The organism is Spongiibacter taiwanensis, assembly GCF_023702635.1.
Classification (GTDB): Bacteria; Pseudomonadota; Gammaproteobacteria; order Pseudomonadales; family Spongiibacteraceae; genus Spongiibacter; species Spongiibacter taiwanensis.
The window spans coordinates 1,471,719-1,487,087 of the sequence record NZ_CP098455.1 but is presented as its reverse complement, the minus strand read 5'-3'; the positions used below and the strand labels follow the sequence as shown (position 1 = coordinate 1,487,087).

At 56.5% G+C, this 15,369-nt stretch carries 12 protein-coding genes; 5 read left to right on the top strand and 7 right to left on the bottom strand.

Translation table 11 applies throughout. The features are described from left to right. Positions 1–116 precede the first annotated feature (116 nt). From NCG89_RS06880 to NCG89_RS06855, 6 genes are all read right to left on the bottom strand, one after another. The gene (locus NCG89_RS06880) at positions 117–2,261 is read right to left on the bottom strand and encodes a molybdopterin-containing oxidoreductase family protein (protein ID WP_251089023.1); all 2,145 of its coding nucleotides are present in this window, start codon (positions 2,259–2,261) and stop codon (positions 117–119) included. Between the two features lie 31 nt (positions 2,262–2,292). Then, positions 2,293–3,648, bottom strand: a complete 1,356-nt coding sequence (locus tag NCG89_RS06875; protein WP_251089022.1) for a ferredoxin--NADP reductase domain-containing protein — start codon at positions 3,646–3,648, stop codon at positions 2,293–2,295. Then, positions 3,635–3,907 (bottom strand): ferredoxin family protein, encoded by a 273-nt coding sequence (locus tag NCG89_RS06870; RefSeq protein ID WP_251089021.1) that lies wholly within the window; start codon positions 3,905–3,907, stop codon positions 3,635–3,637. Before NCG89_RS06870 ends, NCG89_RS06875 begins: the two co-directional genes overlap by 14 nt. Before the next feature lie 48 nt (positions 3,908–3,955). After that, entirely contained in the window at positions 3,956–5,725 is a 1,770-nt protein-coding gene (locus NCG89_RS06865; protein WP_251089020.1) for an alkyl sulfatase dimerization domain-containing protein, read from the bottom strand. Positions 5,726–5,740: 15 nt separating this feature from the next. Beyond that, positions 5,741–7,012, bottom strand: coding sequence for a sulfotransferase family protein (locus tag NCG89_RS06860; RefSeq protein WP_251089019.1), 1,272 nt, complete (start codon positions 7,010–7,012; stop codon positions 5,741–5,743). A gap of 362 nt (positions 7,013–7,374) precedes the next feature. Beyond that, on the bottom strand, positions 7,375–8,292 hold the full coding sequence (locus NCG89_RS06855; protein ID WP_251089018.1) for a helix-turn-helix domain-containing protein: 918 nt from the start codon (positions 8,290–8,292) through the stop codon (positions 7,375–7,377). Between the two features lie 212 nt (positions 8,293–8,504). Here NCG89_RS06855 and NCG89_RS06850 point away from each other — a divergent pair, with 212 nt between their 5' ends. From NCG89_RS06850 to NCG89_RS06830, 5 genes are read left to right on the top strand one after another with little or no spacing between them, the layout of a single operon-like run. Beyond that, positions 8,505–9,692, top strand: coding sequence for a sulfotransferase family protein (locus NCG89_RS06850; RefSeq protein ID WP_251089017.1), 1,188 nt, complete (start codon positions 8,505–8,507; stop codon positions 9,690–9,692). Between the two features lie 25 nt (positions 9,693–9,717). Further along, positions 9,718–10,905, top strand: a complete 1,188-nt coding sequence (locus NCG89_RS06845; RefSeq protein WP_251089016.1) for a DUF1214 domain-containing protein — start codon at positions 9,718–9,720, stop codon at positions 10,903–10,905. A gap of 20 nt (positions 10,906–10,925) precedes the next feature. Then, entirely contained in the window at positions 10,926–11,705 is a 780-nt protein-coding gene (locus NCG89_RS06840; protein ID WP_251089015.1) for an SDR family NAD(P)-dependent oxidoreductase, read from the top strand. Positions 11,706–11,741: 36 nt separating this feature from the next. Next, positions 11,742–12,788: an NAD(P)H-dependent amine dehydrogenase family protein gene (locus NCG89_RS06835; RefSeq protein ID WP_251089014.1), complete on the top strand. Its 1,047-nt coding sequence runs from the start codon at positions 11,742–11,744 to the stop codon at positions 12,786–12,788. Further along, entirely contained in the window at positions 12,785–13,969 is a 1,185-nt protein-coding gene (locus NCG89_RS06830; RefSeq protein ID WP_251089013.1) for a sulfotransferase family protein, read from the top strand. The genes NCG89_RS06835 and NCG89_RS06830 overlap by 4 nt, the downstream gene beginning before the upstream one ends. Before the next feature lie 64 nt (positions 13,970–14,033). Here the strand turns inward: NCG89_RS06830 and NCG89_RS06825 are convergent, their stop codons facing one another. After that, a complete protein-coding gene (locus tag NCG89_RS06825; protein WP_251089012.1) occupies positions 14,034–15,134 on the bottom strand; it encodes a DUF4382 domain-containing protein in 1,101 nt (366 codons plus the stop codon). Positions 15,135–15,369: the final 235 nt, after the last annotated feature.

Genomic DNA, 15,369 nt, shown 5'->3' with positions numbered 1-15,369 from the left:
TGCAGTAGAGAAATTTCGACACGTCACTGTTTATGAATGTCGCTATTTATGGTGTTGTGGTTGGCTATCTCAGGACGTCGCTCCTCAACGATTTTTGATGGTGGACGCGGGGCAAGCTAGTGCCCCAGGCCCTTGTCTTGACGCTCAATCTGCACCGGTACACCGGTCATCCAACTCATGTAACTCAGTGGCTCGTGGGTGTCGGCACCCGAGGGCATCAGATCGTTCACATTGGCACCGGGTTTGGTTGAGGCCACCTGCAACCGGGACGCCGTTTTGTGGCCGTAGCCGTGGGTCATGGCCACCGCTCCCGGCCGCAAATCGTTGTTGAGCAGCACCCGGGTTTCGATGCTGCCGTACTCGTTGTAAACGCGGATGGCGTCGCCTTCGTGCAAGCCCAGTCGCACCGCGTCGGCCTCACAAATATTCAGCGGGTTTTCAGCGAGGATGCCCCGGCGGAATTTCGGCATATTCGTGAGCCAGCTGTTATGCATATGAATCGTGCGCATGGAAACCAGCTTTAAGGCATCGGGCGATTCCGCTGCCAGTTCAGTAAAAATCTCGTCACAGCGTGCATACAATCCCGCCTCGGCAAAAATCGGCGGAGCGCAGTGGATTTTGCCGTCGGGGTGCAGCACACCGCGGGTAAAGAACTCTTCCTTGGGGGGCTGCTCAATCATGGCGGTGCGCTGGGGGAGCTCGCTCAGTTGATCAATGGATAGGCCCTTTGTCGCCAACAACTGGTTGAAAGTAGCGAAACCGTTTGCCTTGATTTCTGTTTCGAACAGTTCGCTGGGCCCCATTTCCAGGCCGAGCTTGCACAGAATCCACCAATCATCCCGACGCTCAAATTTGGGTGACACCATCGCTTCGGTATGTTGCACATAGGGTCGCAACTGCATGCCATTACAGAAGAAATTGATGTCCTCCCGCTCCAGCCAGTCGGTGGCGGGCAACACGTAGTCGCACATTTCCACGGTGTCGGTGGGGTTAATATCGGTGGCGACCATTACCTCGAGCTTTTCAAAGGCCTTGCGCAAGCGGGACTCAGCGGGCATCGAAAATAGCGGGTTGGTGCAAATCATGATCGCCGCACGAATATCGCCATTCTCGATCAATTCCGGCAGCACCGTAGCGGGCATGGGGTTGTAGCCATGACCATTTGCCAAAGGGCCAACCGAGGTCGGAATAGCAACGTCGTTAGCGCTGTTGCTGGGCATGTCCACCCGGCAGAAGCCTTCGGGCAGGTAAGTGCCCCCTTCCTTGCCCAAATTGCCGGTAAAGAAATTGATCATCTCTGCCAGCCAGTAGGCGAGTACGCCTTGTCGGCCCTGATTGACGCCGGTAGCGGTGTACACGGCGGCGGATTTCGCCGACAGGATTTCGCCAGCAACCTTTTTGATTGTAGTCGCCGGGATGCCGGTGATGTCGGCGACCTTTTCAGCAGGATACTTGGCAGCGAAGTCGAGGACTTCATCGGCGCCGGTACTATGGGCATCAATCAGATCCTGGCGGAGACCGCCGCGCTGACAAATCTCGTTCAGGATCGCAGCGAGAAAATACACATCGGTGCCGGGCTTGATCAGCAAAGTTTCACCGGTTTCCTCGGTGGAGGACTCAATTCGTCGCGGATTGACGAAGCGCACTTTACCGCCCCGAGCCTTGATGTCTTTCAGCGTTTTGCCATTGTCATTGGGCACAGAGACTAAGGTCCAGTGGGAGACTTTGGGATTGCCGCCCAAGCACAATAGGTAATCAGTGTGATAAAGATCCGGTGCCGGGTAGATGGTCGGCGCACCGTAAATTTCACCAGCGGCATAGGATTTATTGGAGTAATCCTGGCTGAGGGGATTGAACACCATCGGCGTGCCAATGTGCTTGATCAACTCGCCCACAAGAACAAAGGGTCGGGAATTAAAGCCAATGGGATTGCCAAAAAACACCGCAATTGAGGTTGGGCCGTATTTGTCCCGCACCGCGCGCAGTTTTTCTCCCGCCTCGGCAAAGGCCTGGTCCCAGCTGATTCGCTCAAACTGGCCCTCCACCTCGGTGCGGGGGTTGGTCCGCTTCTGAGGGAAGTTAAGGCGGTCGGGATCGCCGTGGACCTCCAGCCATGACAGGCCCTTATTGCATGGCGTGCCGCCACAGGGGTGATCCGGGTTGGGCTTTAATTTCACAACGTCGCCGTCATCGTTGAGCTCGGCCAACATCGGGCAATAGGGCTCACAGATGCGACAGAAGGTTTGCTTTTGGGTGGTCATTATTTTTCTCTCCGTAGTCGTCACTGTGCGTTTAAAGGGTGGCTTCAAGCAGGGCGTCACTGGTGGTCAGTTTGACCCTGGGGCGACCTGTTGCCCGACCCGCATTGCGTTCAAATCGATCAATCCGTGTCCAGTCGCTCTTGCTGACATAACGTATGCCACGCTTGTCAAGCAAGTGTGGGATGGCCTCTAGTGAGGCGTTCAAGACCGGGGTGGCGCCATCGGCAATGTCTTCAAGATAGCGGCCCACGGTCTCGGCCGCGCACTTCTTGTTACTGCCGATAACGCCTTGCGCGCCGCGCTTGATCCATCCGCAAACGTAGACACCGGGGATGGTCTCGCCATTGGCACATACCCTGCCTTGACGATTTTCAATCACTCCACGCTTGTTATCGAAGGGCAGGCCGGCAAAGGGGCGTCCACGATAGCCAATCGCCCGCATCACTAGCCCTGTCTCCAACAGGGTGTGCTGGTCGCTGGCCCGCGCGGACACCCGGCCACTGGCGTCAGTTTGTAACTGGTTAGCGGCCAGGCAAATCTGGGAAACCCGGCCATCGCCGATCAATTCAACCGGTGAGCTCAGGAACTTGAGCACAATTTTTTTCGCTGAGGGCGACCAGGCTTTGCTGGAAAAATCCTTGAGAGTGGTCAACTTACGCTGGGCAGCCCAGCTCAATTCAGCGTCAGCGCTTTGATCCGCACCCCAGTCCACCTCGACCAAAACGCCGGGGATATGGGCCAGTTCTTCCAGCTCAGGGTTGTTGAAGGCGCCCTGGGCGGCGGCGCGCCGACCGAGTATCACGACCTCGGTGATCTGGCTGCGGCTCAGCGCAGTCAGGGCATGATCGGCGATATCTGTCTTGGCAAGCTCGGCCACCGGGCTGGTGAGAATCCGCGCAACATCCAGTGCGACGTTGCCATTGCCGACGATCACCGCCCGGGGATGAGACAGGTCAAAGGTCAGGTGAGAAAAATCCGGATGCCCGCTGTACCAGGCGACAAACTCCCGGGCCGACCAGGAGCCCGGGAGGTCTTCGCCTGGAATACCCATGCGGTTATCGCCATCGGCGCCGCAGGCATAAAACACGCCGTCGTAGTTGGCTCGCAGCTCCTGATGAGTGATGTCGCTGCCGATCTCTACATTGCCGAAAAAGCGCAGTTCCGGCCGGTCAAAGGTGTAGGAAAACAGGCGGTCAATCACCAGTTTTTTCTCTGGATGATCGGGTGCAACTGCCCAGCGCACCAGGCCCCAGGGCGCTGGCAAGCGTTCAAAGATATCGATTTGATGGGGGACCTCCGGCCGATCCAGCAAGTGGCTGGCCAAATACATGGCCGCCGGGCCGCTACCGACAATGGCCACGCGGCGGGGAGCGTCAAACCGGCTCATGGCGCGCCTCCCGGAAATAATCCCGATTGATCTCCTCATAATGGCGCCATTTTTCCGGCAGGGTGCCCGCCTCAAAAATTGCCAGCACCGGGCAAACTTTGACGCAGGCGCCGCAATCAATGCAGACCTCCGGGTCGATATACAGCTGTTCTGCCTGATCAAAGCTGGTCTCATTGGGACCGGGGCTAATACAGTCGACCGGACAAATTTCGACGCAGGAGTAATCTGCAACACAGGGAGGGCCGATTACATAAGCCATATTATTTTTCCCTCTTTGGCAAAAGGCGGTGCTGGAGGAGGCTCAGATTCATGGCTGGCCCCAGACATCGGCAAAGGCCTGGGTGACCTTGGCCAGCAGATCGCTATCGCCTACGACGTTAACCGAGCCTTGTCTTTGCGACTCGGCGAAGCTCCGCTTGCCTAGAATGATTTCCGCCCAGACGGGTCGTGTTAGCGAGATATGCAAATCCGGCTCGGAAGGCGCCTCTTCCATAAATTCTCCTGCGCCATGACGCAGAGCAAACCCGAAATTCAGATTCAGGTCGGTGTAGCTAAATTTGATGACTGCATGGATGCCGACGATGGGCGCGGGATTAATTGCGTTTTCCAGCAGACGGATATGGGTGCCTGGCGGCGCACTGAGGATCATGTCCAGGCCGGGGGGGGGCATGCCGCCGCCTGCGGGTGGTTTGCGCTTGTCAATTTTGCCCTCCAGGGCGAGTGCCTCGGTGAGTAAAAAGTTACGCGTCTGAATCCCTGTGGGGGTGGCTTGGGCCATTTTGCGCAGCGCCGCCGCCTTTAATTGCTTAGCCTGCAATAGCGCCGGCTCCACCATCACCACCGAGCTCATCAATTTGGCGGCGAGATTGTATTTCTTCTCGTCAAAGGCCCGCTGGGCGGCAGCAATCATCGGGCCGCTACCACCGAAGCCGTCTACCAATGCGCGGTGATATTCCTCCGGCTCCGGGGGATGAATTTCTGCGGCATCATCTGCCCACCATCCGACCAGGCCGCGATAAATGCCCCGGACGATATACTCGGGATCGATATAAGCGGCAAACAGACAATCCTGATCCCGCAGACTGGGCGGCAACTGAATATCTCGCACCAGTTGGTCGGGGTTGCGACCGAGGTTAATCCCACGAATGGTTTGCTGCAGAAGATAAGCGTAGGCATCTCGGTGGTGAGTTGCCAGCGCCTGAATCGCTGCCTCGCCAATCACTGGAAAGCCGTGGCAGCCCACCATGTAGTGAGGCCGTAACTGGCGAATCCGGTCGATCCCCTGAATCAAATCCTCCGCTACCCGATAGCGCTCGCCGCGCAGGGTGTAAAGCGGAAACATCATCGGCATGATGGCCGCGTTATGCAGTACCAGTTCAAGTTCGGGGAAGTGGACTGTCAAGCTATCAGTGGCATCGGAACTGGTGTGATAGAACACCACTCGCTGGCCATCAATCGCCACCTCTTCCTCATCGGCAACCAGATGAGTTGGTGATACATGGCCCAGATTGCCGCCGTCGTTATCGGCGAAACGTGGGGTAGAAAAGCCGTACATCAGCGCCGCATCTTCACCATGCTGGGGCAAATACATCCCGGTTTGCATCTGGGCCCGGCGCATTACGGCAGAGCCTGCGCCAGCTTTGAACTCGAGCAGATTTTGCTCGAGTTGTGGGTGTGCATAGATCGCGATGTCTTCTTCCGGAAAGGCGTCAATAATGGGTTGCGCTGCCTGGGTGTAGTGATGGTGGGAATAAATGATCGCTACTACTGGCCGGTCACTGAATTGACGCTTTATTTTCAGAATTTCACGACCGGTACCAATATTGGTACCGGTATCAAACAGAATCAGGCCACGCTCGGATTCAACAAAGACATGATTGTTAAAACCCAGTCCGGTAATGGCGAACACACCTGGGCGAACCTCGGACCAGCCAACTTTTCCCCAGGAACCATCACGGATGAAACGGAGATAGTCGCTGTTGACCTTGGCGCCATTGTCGGCGGTTACCACTTTCTGGTCGAAATCGCCGCGATAAAAAAGCGGTGTCTGTCTTGTTAAATCCTGCGCAACATTCATTAATTAAATTCTCACTCAACCATGTTTGTCTTCGACGTTGACCTCGGGGAATTTGTCGAAATAGTCGCCATACCGGCTGCGGATATGTGCGCGTGTTACGCCGAAGTCCTGTTCCGGACGGTAACCCAGCTGGCCACCGTGGCGCCCCCTGGGATGGTCAGCAACATATGCGTTCATCGCCTGCTCGGCAGTGTCGCTCCACTCCAGATCGGCACTATTGTAAATGTCTCGCAGGGTCCCCATGTTATCGGCCATGTAGCGATGGAAATACACATGATGAACGCGCCGGGGATCGAGTTTGTCGATGTCCCTGACCAGTCCGGTCAGCATATTGTCGATCATGTCATAGGAATTCTGCAGCGCAGCCTTGGTGTCGGGGTGGAAATAACACTCGCGATGCAGGTAGGACATCATGGTTGCGTTAGATAAATTCGATGAAGCAGGGTCGCGGTGAGTCAAGATGAAACGGGTATCGTCAAAGACCTCATCAATTACCGGCAAAAATGGCAGATGATGGGGGCTTTTCAGTATCCAGCGCTGGTTGTTGCCGCGTAACCACTGCAATACCTGGATACCCTTTTTCAAGAAAGAGTATAGGCGTTTTGCATCCATTTCTTCCCAAAACCATTTGCGCCACTTTGGGGTGTCCACATGGTTCAGGTTTACCACGGGAATGCCGTCCATATGAAACAGAATGCATTCCTCTTGAGTGCCGTCATAGGGCACATCCATCATATTGCGAAAGTAGGGGCAGACCGAGTGCCAGTCTTCCAGGCCCTGGCGATAAAACTCATCCCGGGTGTCCAGTTCTTCCCCGGCAAATTGCTTCAACGAGGGCACCGGCTGCCAAGCCTCCCAAAACTTGAGCGAATTGAAGCGCTTGTCGGCCGACATGATATTGCTGAGGTTGGTGGTGCCAGAACGCGGCAGGCCGGCAATCAACACCGGTGAGGTGATTTCAATGTCATTGATTTCTGGGTGACGCAGTAACAATGCTTCAAGGCGGCTGCGCTGAACGATACTGCTCGCAAAGGAAGCGGCTAGCATATTGCGTCCCGCCGGGCTCATTTCGTGGGTTTCTCCAGCCTCCTGCATGAACCGGGAGAAGGAGTCGAAGATGTAGTCGTCCTCATAGAGGGGGACATCGAGTTGCGCCCGGGCAAAGTCGAGTACGCCCTCGATGCTGTAGTCGATGGTCAAAGCGGCCCGGTTGGCCATCACTTTAGCGCCAGCCTCTGAGAAGGTCGGGTTGGCCAGATCATCAATGTAGATAGTGGATGAAGACATTTTTATTACCTGCGTTATGGGTGTTATGTCGTAATTCGTTATGCATTTTTATGGAATTGCGCGGCGCCGCTAGACAGCTTGTTTACAAGGGTGAAGAGGTCATGCGCGCCTGAGTGGGGTTGATAATAGGGTCACGTCATAAAGTGGGCATGATTTTTTGCGACAGTTATTTGATGTATTGCGACACTGCTGATCGGGGAGGAATTGAGCGGGGAAAGTGGCGTTGGGGAGGGAGGTGGTCGATACGACACGTTAGTCTTCAAAGACAAATGCCTGAGGCCAATGATCACTATTGGATGGCGGACTCCTGATAGCTGCTGAGGCATGCGGTTGCGGACACCATCACCGCCATGCGCTTGATTTTACTGTCTGTGCTGGCCGTTCAAGTAAGCCCTTGGGGTGAGCCCAACCAGGCTTTTGAAGGTGCTAGAGAAATGTGAAGCACTGCTAAAGCCCAGGTCGTAGGCCACTTCGGTAACACTGCCATTGAGTAGCAGGCGCTCCTTGGCGGCCTCAATGCGCTTTTCAATAATGTAGCGGTGGGGCGGCAGGCCAAAGTGCTCGGTAAAGCGCTCGCAAAAAGCCGTGCGGCCCAGGCCGGCTTTATCGGCTAGCTCCTGAATGTGTAGGCGGTCACCGAGGCGCATGTCAATCTCTTCCGCGATGGCGGCAAAATCCAGTTCGTCACTGTCCAGCACGGTTCCCGGCGCCGCGAGACGCACACCTTCGGCGGCCCGGTCGCTGACGACCCGCAACAAATGCCAGGCCAGCGATTCCAGTACCTTGTCGGTGTAGCGTTGGAAATCCAGGGGGGGCAGTGAGCTGGCCGCCAGTAGATTGCGCACCGATGCCATCACATAGTCATCCCGCAGCGCAAACAGACACGCCTGCATTTTTAACAGCAGTTGGCCGCAGTCATCGCCAAAAATACGCTGGGCGCTCTCGGTGAGATGCAGGGTGGCGAAATTTACCGGCCCATCGATGAAATATTTTATCGATTGGTTCTGCGGCACCAGGGTGATATCGCCGGGCTTTGAGAAGCGGTGGCTAATGCCATTTTCAGTAAACACCCGAACCCGGCGGACGCCGCCGAGGTGCACGGCAATGGTCAGGGCACTGTGTTGTGGGATGCGCACCTGCTTCATCGGTCGCAGGTCCCAGCTGCACAGGCGAACACTGTCACTGTGACTGGTAGCGTGTTCTGCCAAGGGCGTGGAACGGCAGGCTTTTTGGTAAACCGCTATCGGGTTGCTCACGCTGATTCCGGGCGTATTCATCATTTCTTTCTCTCGCGGCGTTGTTATTTTTTGCGCTGAGGGAGCCGGCACCTGCCGGACGAATTCATAAATCACCCTCCGTATAAATTCGATATTGCCGAGGGTGACGCAATGCTAAAACTGCTATCTAAGCACTCATCCACCGCGGACACAACTGATACGCGTCCATCAAAGATGAGCTGGTGGCGAACAAAAATAACAATCGGGGAGGCCCAATGGCGCAGACTGAAACGACTGTAGATTTACCCAAATCCGTGCCGCATTTACTTGCCACGGCAACGGCTATGACGGGGCTGGACGATTTCGGTGATGAGTCCTTTTTGGAAGGCCTGGGTAATGTGGTTAAGGGTTTTAATGACGAGGCGCAGCTGTCACCTTTGGGTGAGCAACTGGCCTTTGGCGGTCTGCTCAATATCCTGGTGAATCGGCTGCGCTATGTTCGCGATATTGCCGCGCATCCAGAGATTCTTGACGAAGATATTCCCGGGCCAATAGTGGTGCTGGGTCTGCCGCGTACCGGCACGACCAAATTGCAGCGCATATTGTCAGCCGGCAATCAGACTCAGGCCATGTTGTATTGGCGGATGTTGAATCCGGCGCCTTTTCCCGAGGAACAGCTCGGCAGACCGGATGGACGCATTCACGTTGCCGAAGACGCCGTGGCGATGTTGGCCGAACACTTTCCGGGCTTTATGGCTCGTCACCCCACCGAAGCCCAGCAGCCCGACGAAGAAGTGCTGCTAATGCAGGGCAGCTTCCAGTGCGAGGTTACTTGGATGTTTGCCCGCATGCCGTCGTTCTACCAATACTGTATGGACGTCGATCCGGTTTACCGCTACCGCTATCTGCGCAGTCAGATGCAGTATCTGCAATGGCAGGACGGTGGTGCTCAGGGGCGGCCCTGGGTGCTTAAGTCGCCCTGCCATACCGGGGTGTTGGACTCGCTGTTGAAGGTCTTCCCCAATGCGGTGTTGGTGCATTGTCACCGGGAAGTGACCGAAGTTATCCCGTCCATGTCGGGTCTGATGGAGCATATGCGACTGATTCACAGCGATCATGTCGACCCTAAGGTGACTGGCCCCGAGTTGCTGGCGTATTTCGGTGAGGGAATGGATCGCTACCTCGCCTTTCGCAAGACTTTACCGGCAGATTACATTACCGACTTTTCCTTTAACGATGTGCTGCACCGGGCGCCAGAGGTTGTTGCCCAAATTTATCAGCGTACCGGTCTGCCCTTTACCGAGGATAGTCGCGCGGCGATTGCTGCCTTTGAAGCTGAGCGGCCCCGGCACCAGTTTGGCAGCTACACTTACTGTGCCGAAGACTATGGCGTGACAGACGCCGAGATCACCGCACGGTTCGCCGAGTACAGCCAGAAATTTGCGACTTATATCAACCGTTAAAACTGAATAATATCTGGAGAATATGATGAACGAACGTACCTCCCTTGAGCAGTATGACTTTTCGAGCCCAGCGATTTGGCAGCGGGTAGTCAAGGTTATGGAAGAGATGCAGGCACTGGTGTGGGACGACCCGCAGGTGCAGGACGATCTGACCCGGGCTGAGGGAGTGCGGCAACTTACCCGGCTGATTTCGGGCGGCCAACGCATCACCCTGGAAAATATGGACCCGGATTACCCCCAATTCCAGCAGCTGCTCAGTACCAAAATTCAGTTTGGCTTGCCCTCGGCAGATTGCCATTACACCTGGGCGCCGATGCACGGCGACAACGTTTATCGCATTGTGGGGGACCGCGGTACGGCCAACCTGATCGATCTGGAAATTCGTGAGGATCATCTCGGTCGTCTTGGCAACTGGAAATTATTTCATCGCCTGACCGATTTGGAGGTGGGGCCGGATAATCAGGTGGAAGTGATAGTCAGTAAGGAGCGCCCGGCAGACACCACCAACTGGCTGAAGCTGCCTGAGGGTAATTGCAATGTGGTATTCCGCCAATACTTTAACGACTGGGATACTGAGCAGCCTGCGCGCCTGACGATTATCACCGAGGGCAAGCCCTATCCGCCGCCGCCCCTCACCGAAGATCAGGTTCGCCGCAATCTGGAGTTATTCTGCGACCTGCTTCAGCAGATGCCGGCGGGCTTTCGCCAAACCGTTGAGGCCTACTATAAGGGTGAGCCCAATACCCTGTCCTTTGACGGCATTGACTATGGTTTTGCCTCCTTGAGTTATGGCAAGTGCGCCTACCAGTGCGGCCCCGACGAGGCCCTGGTGCTGGAACTGGAGTTACCCAAGACCCGCTTCTGGAATATTCAGCTCAGCAGTCACTTCTGGGAGGCCCGGGACTACCATCTTCGCCAAAATTCCCTTAACGGCCACCAGGCCGACATCGACAGTGATGGCGTTTTCCGGGCGATTATCAGCCACAAAGACCCCGGTGTTGCCAACTGGCTCGATGCCGGTGGTCATCCAAAGGGACTGGTTACCGTTCGCTATTACGAGGCAGACAAAATTCGCCCAAGCAAAATTACCCGATGCCCGGTCAGCGAAGTGGCTCAACACCTCCCCCCAGGGACCGCACAAATCTCGACCGAAGAGCGCCAGCGCCGTTTGCGTAAGCGGGCTTGGTCCTTCCCGCGTTTGGGTCGGGATTAATGGTTGAGGAGCATATTGAGATGTCTGATAGCAATCCGATCTTTTGCATGCAGGGAAAAATTGCGGTGATCACGGGTGCCGGCACTGGCATGGGTAAACGTTTTTCCTCCGTGCTGGCCAGGGCCGGTGCCCAGGTGGTTTGTGTGGCCCGCAATCTGGACCGGCTGGAAACCGTTGCTGCCGCGATTCGCGAGGAGGGCGGGCAGGCGATCGCCGTGGCAGCCGATCTCACTGATGCCGCAGCCATTGAGCACATTTTTGAGCAGGCCGAGGCCCATTTTGGTCAGGCCAATGTGCTGGTCAATTGTGCAGCCCAGGTGGATTTTGGCGGTCTGTTTCCCGAGCAGAGCGACGAAGGTTGGGATGCCATGGTCAGCACCAACCTGACGGGCGCGATGAAGTTGTGTCGCAGCTTTGCGCGCCGCCTTAAAGCCAGCAATCAGAGCGCCGCGATTGTGATGGTCACGTCGATTACCGGCGAGCGAGTGATGCCCGGTCTGATGGGCTACAGCAGTTTGAAAGCGGCGTCGAACCACATGACCAAGGCCATGGCCCGGGATTTGTTTGGCACGGGTATTCGCGTCAATGCCCTGTCGCCGGGGTACTTCGATACCGAGCTTTCCTCGGGTTTGTTTGATTCCGAAGAAGGGCGTGCACTTATTCAAATGCATCCTTTGCAGCGCCTGGGAAGGGTGGAGGAGCTTGATGGACCTTTGCTGCTCTTGGCCAGCGATGCATCTTGCCATATGAATGGAAGCGTGGTGACGGTTGATGCGGGTCACTCCATTGGTCTGGTATAACAGCGTGTCGAACGGGAAATAAACTTGGATAAAGCGATGACCGCAGTTAATACCGCTTCATCACCTCGCCTGGTGATTTACGGCACCGGCCAATATGGCTGTCATATTGTTCGCCTGGCTCATCAGCGGGGTTGGCAGATTGTGGCGGCCTTCAATCGGGCTGGGAGCAAGGTCGGTCAGGATATCGGCCGGCTCGCCGGACTGGATAAAGAGCTTGGCGTTGTTGTGCAAGACTGCGATACAGCAGACTTCCGCACCCTCGATGCCGATATTGGCATCGTTACCCTGAGCAACCTGCTCAGCGTCAATTACGAGGCCCACCAGCGTTTGTTGGAGGCGGGCTTGAATGTGCTTTGCCACGGCTCCGAATCTTACTTCCCTCAGGGCTGTAATCCTGACCGGGCCGCCGAGCTGGATACCTTGGCCAAGGCCAAGGGTGTGACCTTTACCGGTGGCGGCATCTGGGATATGTCGCGCATTTGGAGCGGCATTTTGCTGCTGGGCCCCTGCACCCAGATTCGCTCCCTCACCCATTCCAGCATCACTGATGTGTACGGTCAGGTCGGTAGCTTTGAACAGGCCGCCTTCGTGGGGATAGGTATCAGCCCCGAGGGGTTTTACGAGCGCGGGCTGCACAATGCGGCCTTTGGCGCGTCTTATAAAACCATTTGCGAGCAGGTGCTGACGGCGGTGGGGTTTGAGGTGGTGGCGAGTCGGGTTGAGATTGAGCCGGTGGTCTACTCGCGGCCCATTACTAATCCCTGGAGCGGCGAGGCGATACCTGCGGGGACCTCGGTGGGCACCCGAATTGCCGGGAAGGTGGATACCGCCCAAGGGGTGTCGGCGACCTTTAATATTGAGTTGCGCTTGTTCTTTGCCGAGGAAGAGGAACATGTGTTCTGGTCGGTTGACGGTACGCCGCGTAACGAACTGCGCAACAATCGCAAAGACAGTGACCTGACCACGGCGGGCTGTCTGTTTAACCGCATCACGGATGTGATCAATGCTCGCCCCGGTGTGGTCACCGTGTCCGAGCTCGGTCCGCTGCGTTGCGCGCTACCCATAACAGGAGTTGAATCTTGAGTTCGCACTATCCCATCCCGATGAGTCTGGACGAATTACTGGCCGAGGCGCGTCGCCTGACCGGCATTGATCGCGACGATAATGCGGTCAGGGAACCGCTGGAAATTCTACTTCGCGATCTTAATGGCCCGAGCTGCCTTCATCAGCATGGCGCGATCGCCAAACAGAATAAGTTACTGCGGTTGTTGTGCAATCGCCTGCGAATGCAGCGGGATTTTGCGGCCCACCCCGAGATTGCCGAGCAGGAAGTGTGTGCGCCGGTGTTTGTGCTGGGTATGGCCCGCAGCGGTACCACCAAAACCCAGCGGGTGCTGGCGGCCACCGGGGATTTCAACTACATGCCCTTTTGGCAGGTCCAGTACCCCGCGCTGTTCAGTGGCGACCCTAACGAATCAACGCAGCCACGTATTGACGCTGCCGATGCCTACTGTCGCTGGCTCGATGAGACCGTGCCCGAGAGCAAAACCGGCCACGACTTTGCCACCTTTGCCGCCGAGGAAGACTCCCTGCTAACCGAGCAGTGCTTTGTTGCGCCGTCCTTTTTCGCCTATTCCGAAGTGCCGGAATACATGACCTGGTTCGCTGGTCTGGGCAGTCAGGGCATGATCACCAACGTCGAGTTCCTTAAGGACGTTTTGAAATATCTGCAGTGGCAGGGTCTGGCCTCTGCCGACAAACCCTGGGTGTTAAAGGCGCCGACCTATTATGGTTTTGAGCCGGAGTTGCTGTCGGTGTTTCCCGATGCCAAATTGGTGATGACCCATCGCACGCCGCTGGCTACAGTGCCGTCCATATGTAAGCTGCTGAAATATTTTCATATGCCCTTTGGTGATGCCTTTGTGGATCCGGTGGGGCTGCAGAGCGCGCTAGCGGGACAGCTCAATCTGCATTTGGCCAACCGCCAGCGCATCACCGACCTGCCGATCCTGGATTATCCCTTTGAAGCGATGGTGAAAAACAGTACCGCCATTGCCGAGGCGATCTACCAGTTTTGTGGCATGCCATTCACCGAGGCCACACGAAGCCGAATTGCCGCCTGGGATGGGGAAAACCCGGCCCATGCCAAGGGTAAATTCGTCTATTCGCTGGAAGAGTTTGGCCTTAGCCAGGCGGGAATCGAAACCGAGATGGCCGGCTATGTGGCCTTTGTGGCGGAGCTGCGGGCGCGGTTTGGCGTTTAGCGGGGTTTGAGTAGAGAGGGAGACAGCCAAGCCCTCGGAGCTTGGCTGTTGATGCACAGGGTGATTAGAGCAAGGTTTGCTCTTCCTCGGCAGAGCCCTCATTGCCGGTGGTATCTTGTACGGGTTCCGGCGGCAGTTCGGTGAAGGTCACGGTCGCAGTCTGTCCCGCTTCTACCTGGGTGTAGACCACTTCAGTGAAGGTGATGTCGTCATCCGTGGCGGCGAAATCGTTGCTGGATTCGCAAGTAAAGGCCAGGCTGTACCCCGCTTCAATCTCCCGGACAAAGCCGATCTCAAAGGACATCGCGCCGTCGTTGTCCTGCACCACTTCTGCTGTCGTGACGGGGCGAGCACCCTCGGCGTCCATCACCTCATCGCTGCCACCTTCAATGCCGGGGTCGTAGACATCATCCGGTGCTTGCCCGGCAGTCGTAATATCGCCCTCGTACAAATAGACCGTATTGCCCTCAGAGGCGGCGCAACGGGTGCTGGCCAACACGGTGGCATCGACGGTGCCGACAATGGTGCCCACCTCAACATTGTTGATCAGACGCATGGCGGGGCGCAGCAAGTAGTAGCCATCGCCATTGGCCGGTTTGGTCAGACCTTTGCGCAATACAAAGTCGAGGGTGAAGTCGGCTTCACCTCCGGCGGGCACGATGAACCCCGAGTTGAGCTGCAAAAAGCGAGGGTTGCCATTGCTATTGCCGTTCTGCTGTCCGGGGATGAACAGATCCTCTTCGGGGCCGCCGGACGATGGCACCACATAGGAGTCGGGGAATCCCCCCTCCACATAGATGCGAATCCACTGGTACTCCCCGGCGGGAACCTCCCGGTCACTCACTACCTCCTGGGAGGCATTTCCGGTCAGGGCAAGAAGGTTTTCGATAATGACTGGCTCGTCAAAGATAAACTCTTCGGCGGGGCCTTCCTTGGGTTTGATATCAATGCGGCTGAAGGTCAGGTGGATGCTATCGACATCATCAACCGGGCCATCGGTTACCGCGAAGGAGGCGGTGCCGGTGTCGCTGGAACTGCCGCTGCCGCCGCCACTGCCACAGGCGGTGAGCAGGGCTAGGCCGAGGCCGCCGACGCTGAGAAGGGTCGCCTTGGTCAGCGTTTCTGCGGTTTGGCGAGAAGAGTGGAAGTGGCGTTTTTTACTCATTTTATTTTCCCCCGGGGAAGCATTTCAGTTGTAACGGCTGTCGAAAGGTGGCGCCGCAGGCGAAAGAAAAAGTGCCGCTGCGCGCGGAGCTGTTCGACCGCATTGGTTATACCGACTGCAAATCGGTTAAAGAGTTCATCGGTTGGCAGGTGTGCATGTCAGATCAAGGTCGTGTTAGCGTGCACCTGCTCGGGTGTTGGTCTGTAGTTCACCCGCACCGGTTCTGTAAACGAGA

Coding starts and splice junctions, on each gene's coding strand:
- NCG89_RS06880 (WP_251089023.1), bottom strand. CDS start 2,261: ATGACCACCCAAAAGCAAACCTTCTGTCGCATCTGTGAGCCCTATTGC.
- NCG89_RS06875 (WP_251089022.1), bottom strand. CDS start 3,648: ATGAGCCGGTTTGACGCTCCCCGCCGCGTGGCCATTGTCGGTAGCGGC.
- NCG89_RS06870 (WP_251089021.1), bottom strand. CDS start 3,907: ATGGCTTATGTAATCGGCCCTCCCTGTGTTGCAGATTACTCCTGCGTC.
- NCG89_RS06865 (WP_251089020.1), bottom strand. CDS start 5,725: ATGAATGTTGCGCAGGATTTAACAAGACAGACACCGCTTTTTTATCGC.
- NCG89_RS06860 (WP_251089019.1), bottom strand. CDS start 7,012: ATGTCTTCATCCACTATCTACATTGATGATCTGGCCAACCCGACCTTC.
- NCG89_RS06855 (WP_251089018.1), bottom strand. CDS start 8,292: ATGATGAATACGCCCGGAATCAGCGTGAGCAACCCGATAGCGGTTTAC.
- NCG89_RS06850 (WP_251089017.1), top strand. CDS start 8,505: ATGGCGCAGACTGAAACGACTGTAGATTTACCCAAATCCGTGCCGCAT.
- NCG89_RS06845 (WP_251089016.1), top strand. CDS start 9,718: ATGAACGAACGTACCTCCCTTGAGCAGTATGACTTTTCGAGCCCAGCG.
- NCG89_RS06840 (WP_251089015.1), top strand. CDS start 10,926: ATGTCTGATAGCAATCCGATCTTTTGCATGCAGGGAAAAATTGCGGTG.
- NCG89_RS06835 (WP_251089014.1), top strand. CDS start 11,742: ATGACCGCAGTTAATACCGCTTCATCACCTCGCCTGGTGATTTACGGC.
- NCG89_RS06825 (WP_251089012.1), bottom strand. CDS start 15,134: ATGAGTAAAAAACGCCACTTCCACTCTTCTCGCCAAACCGCAGAAACG.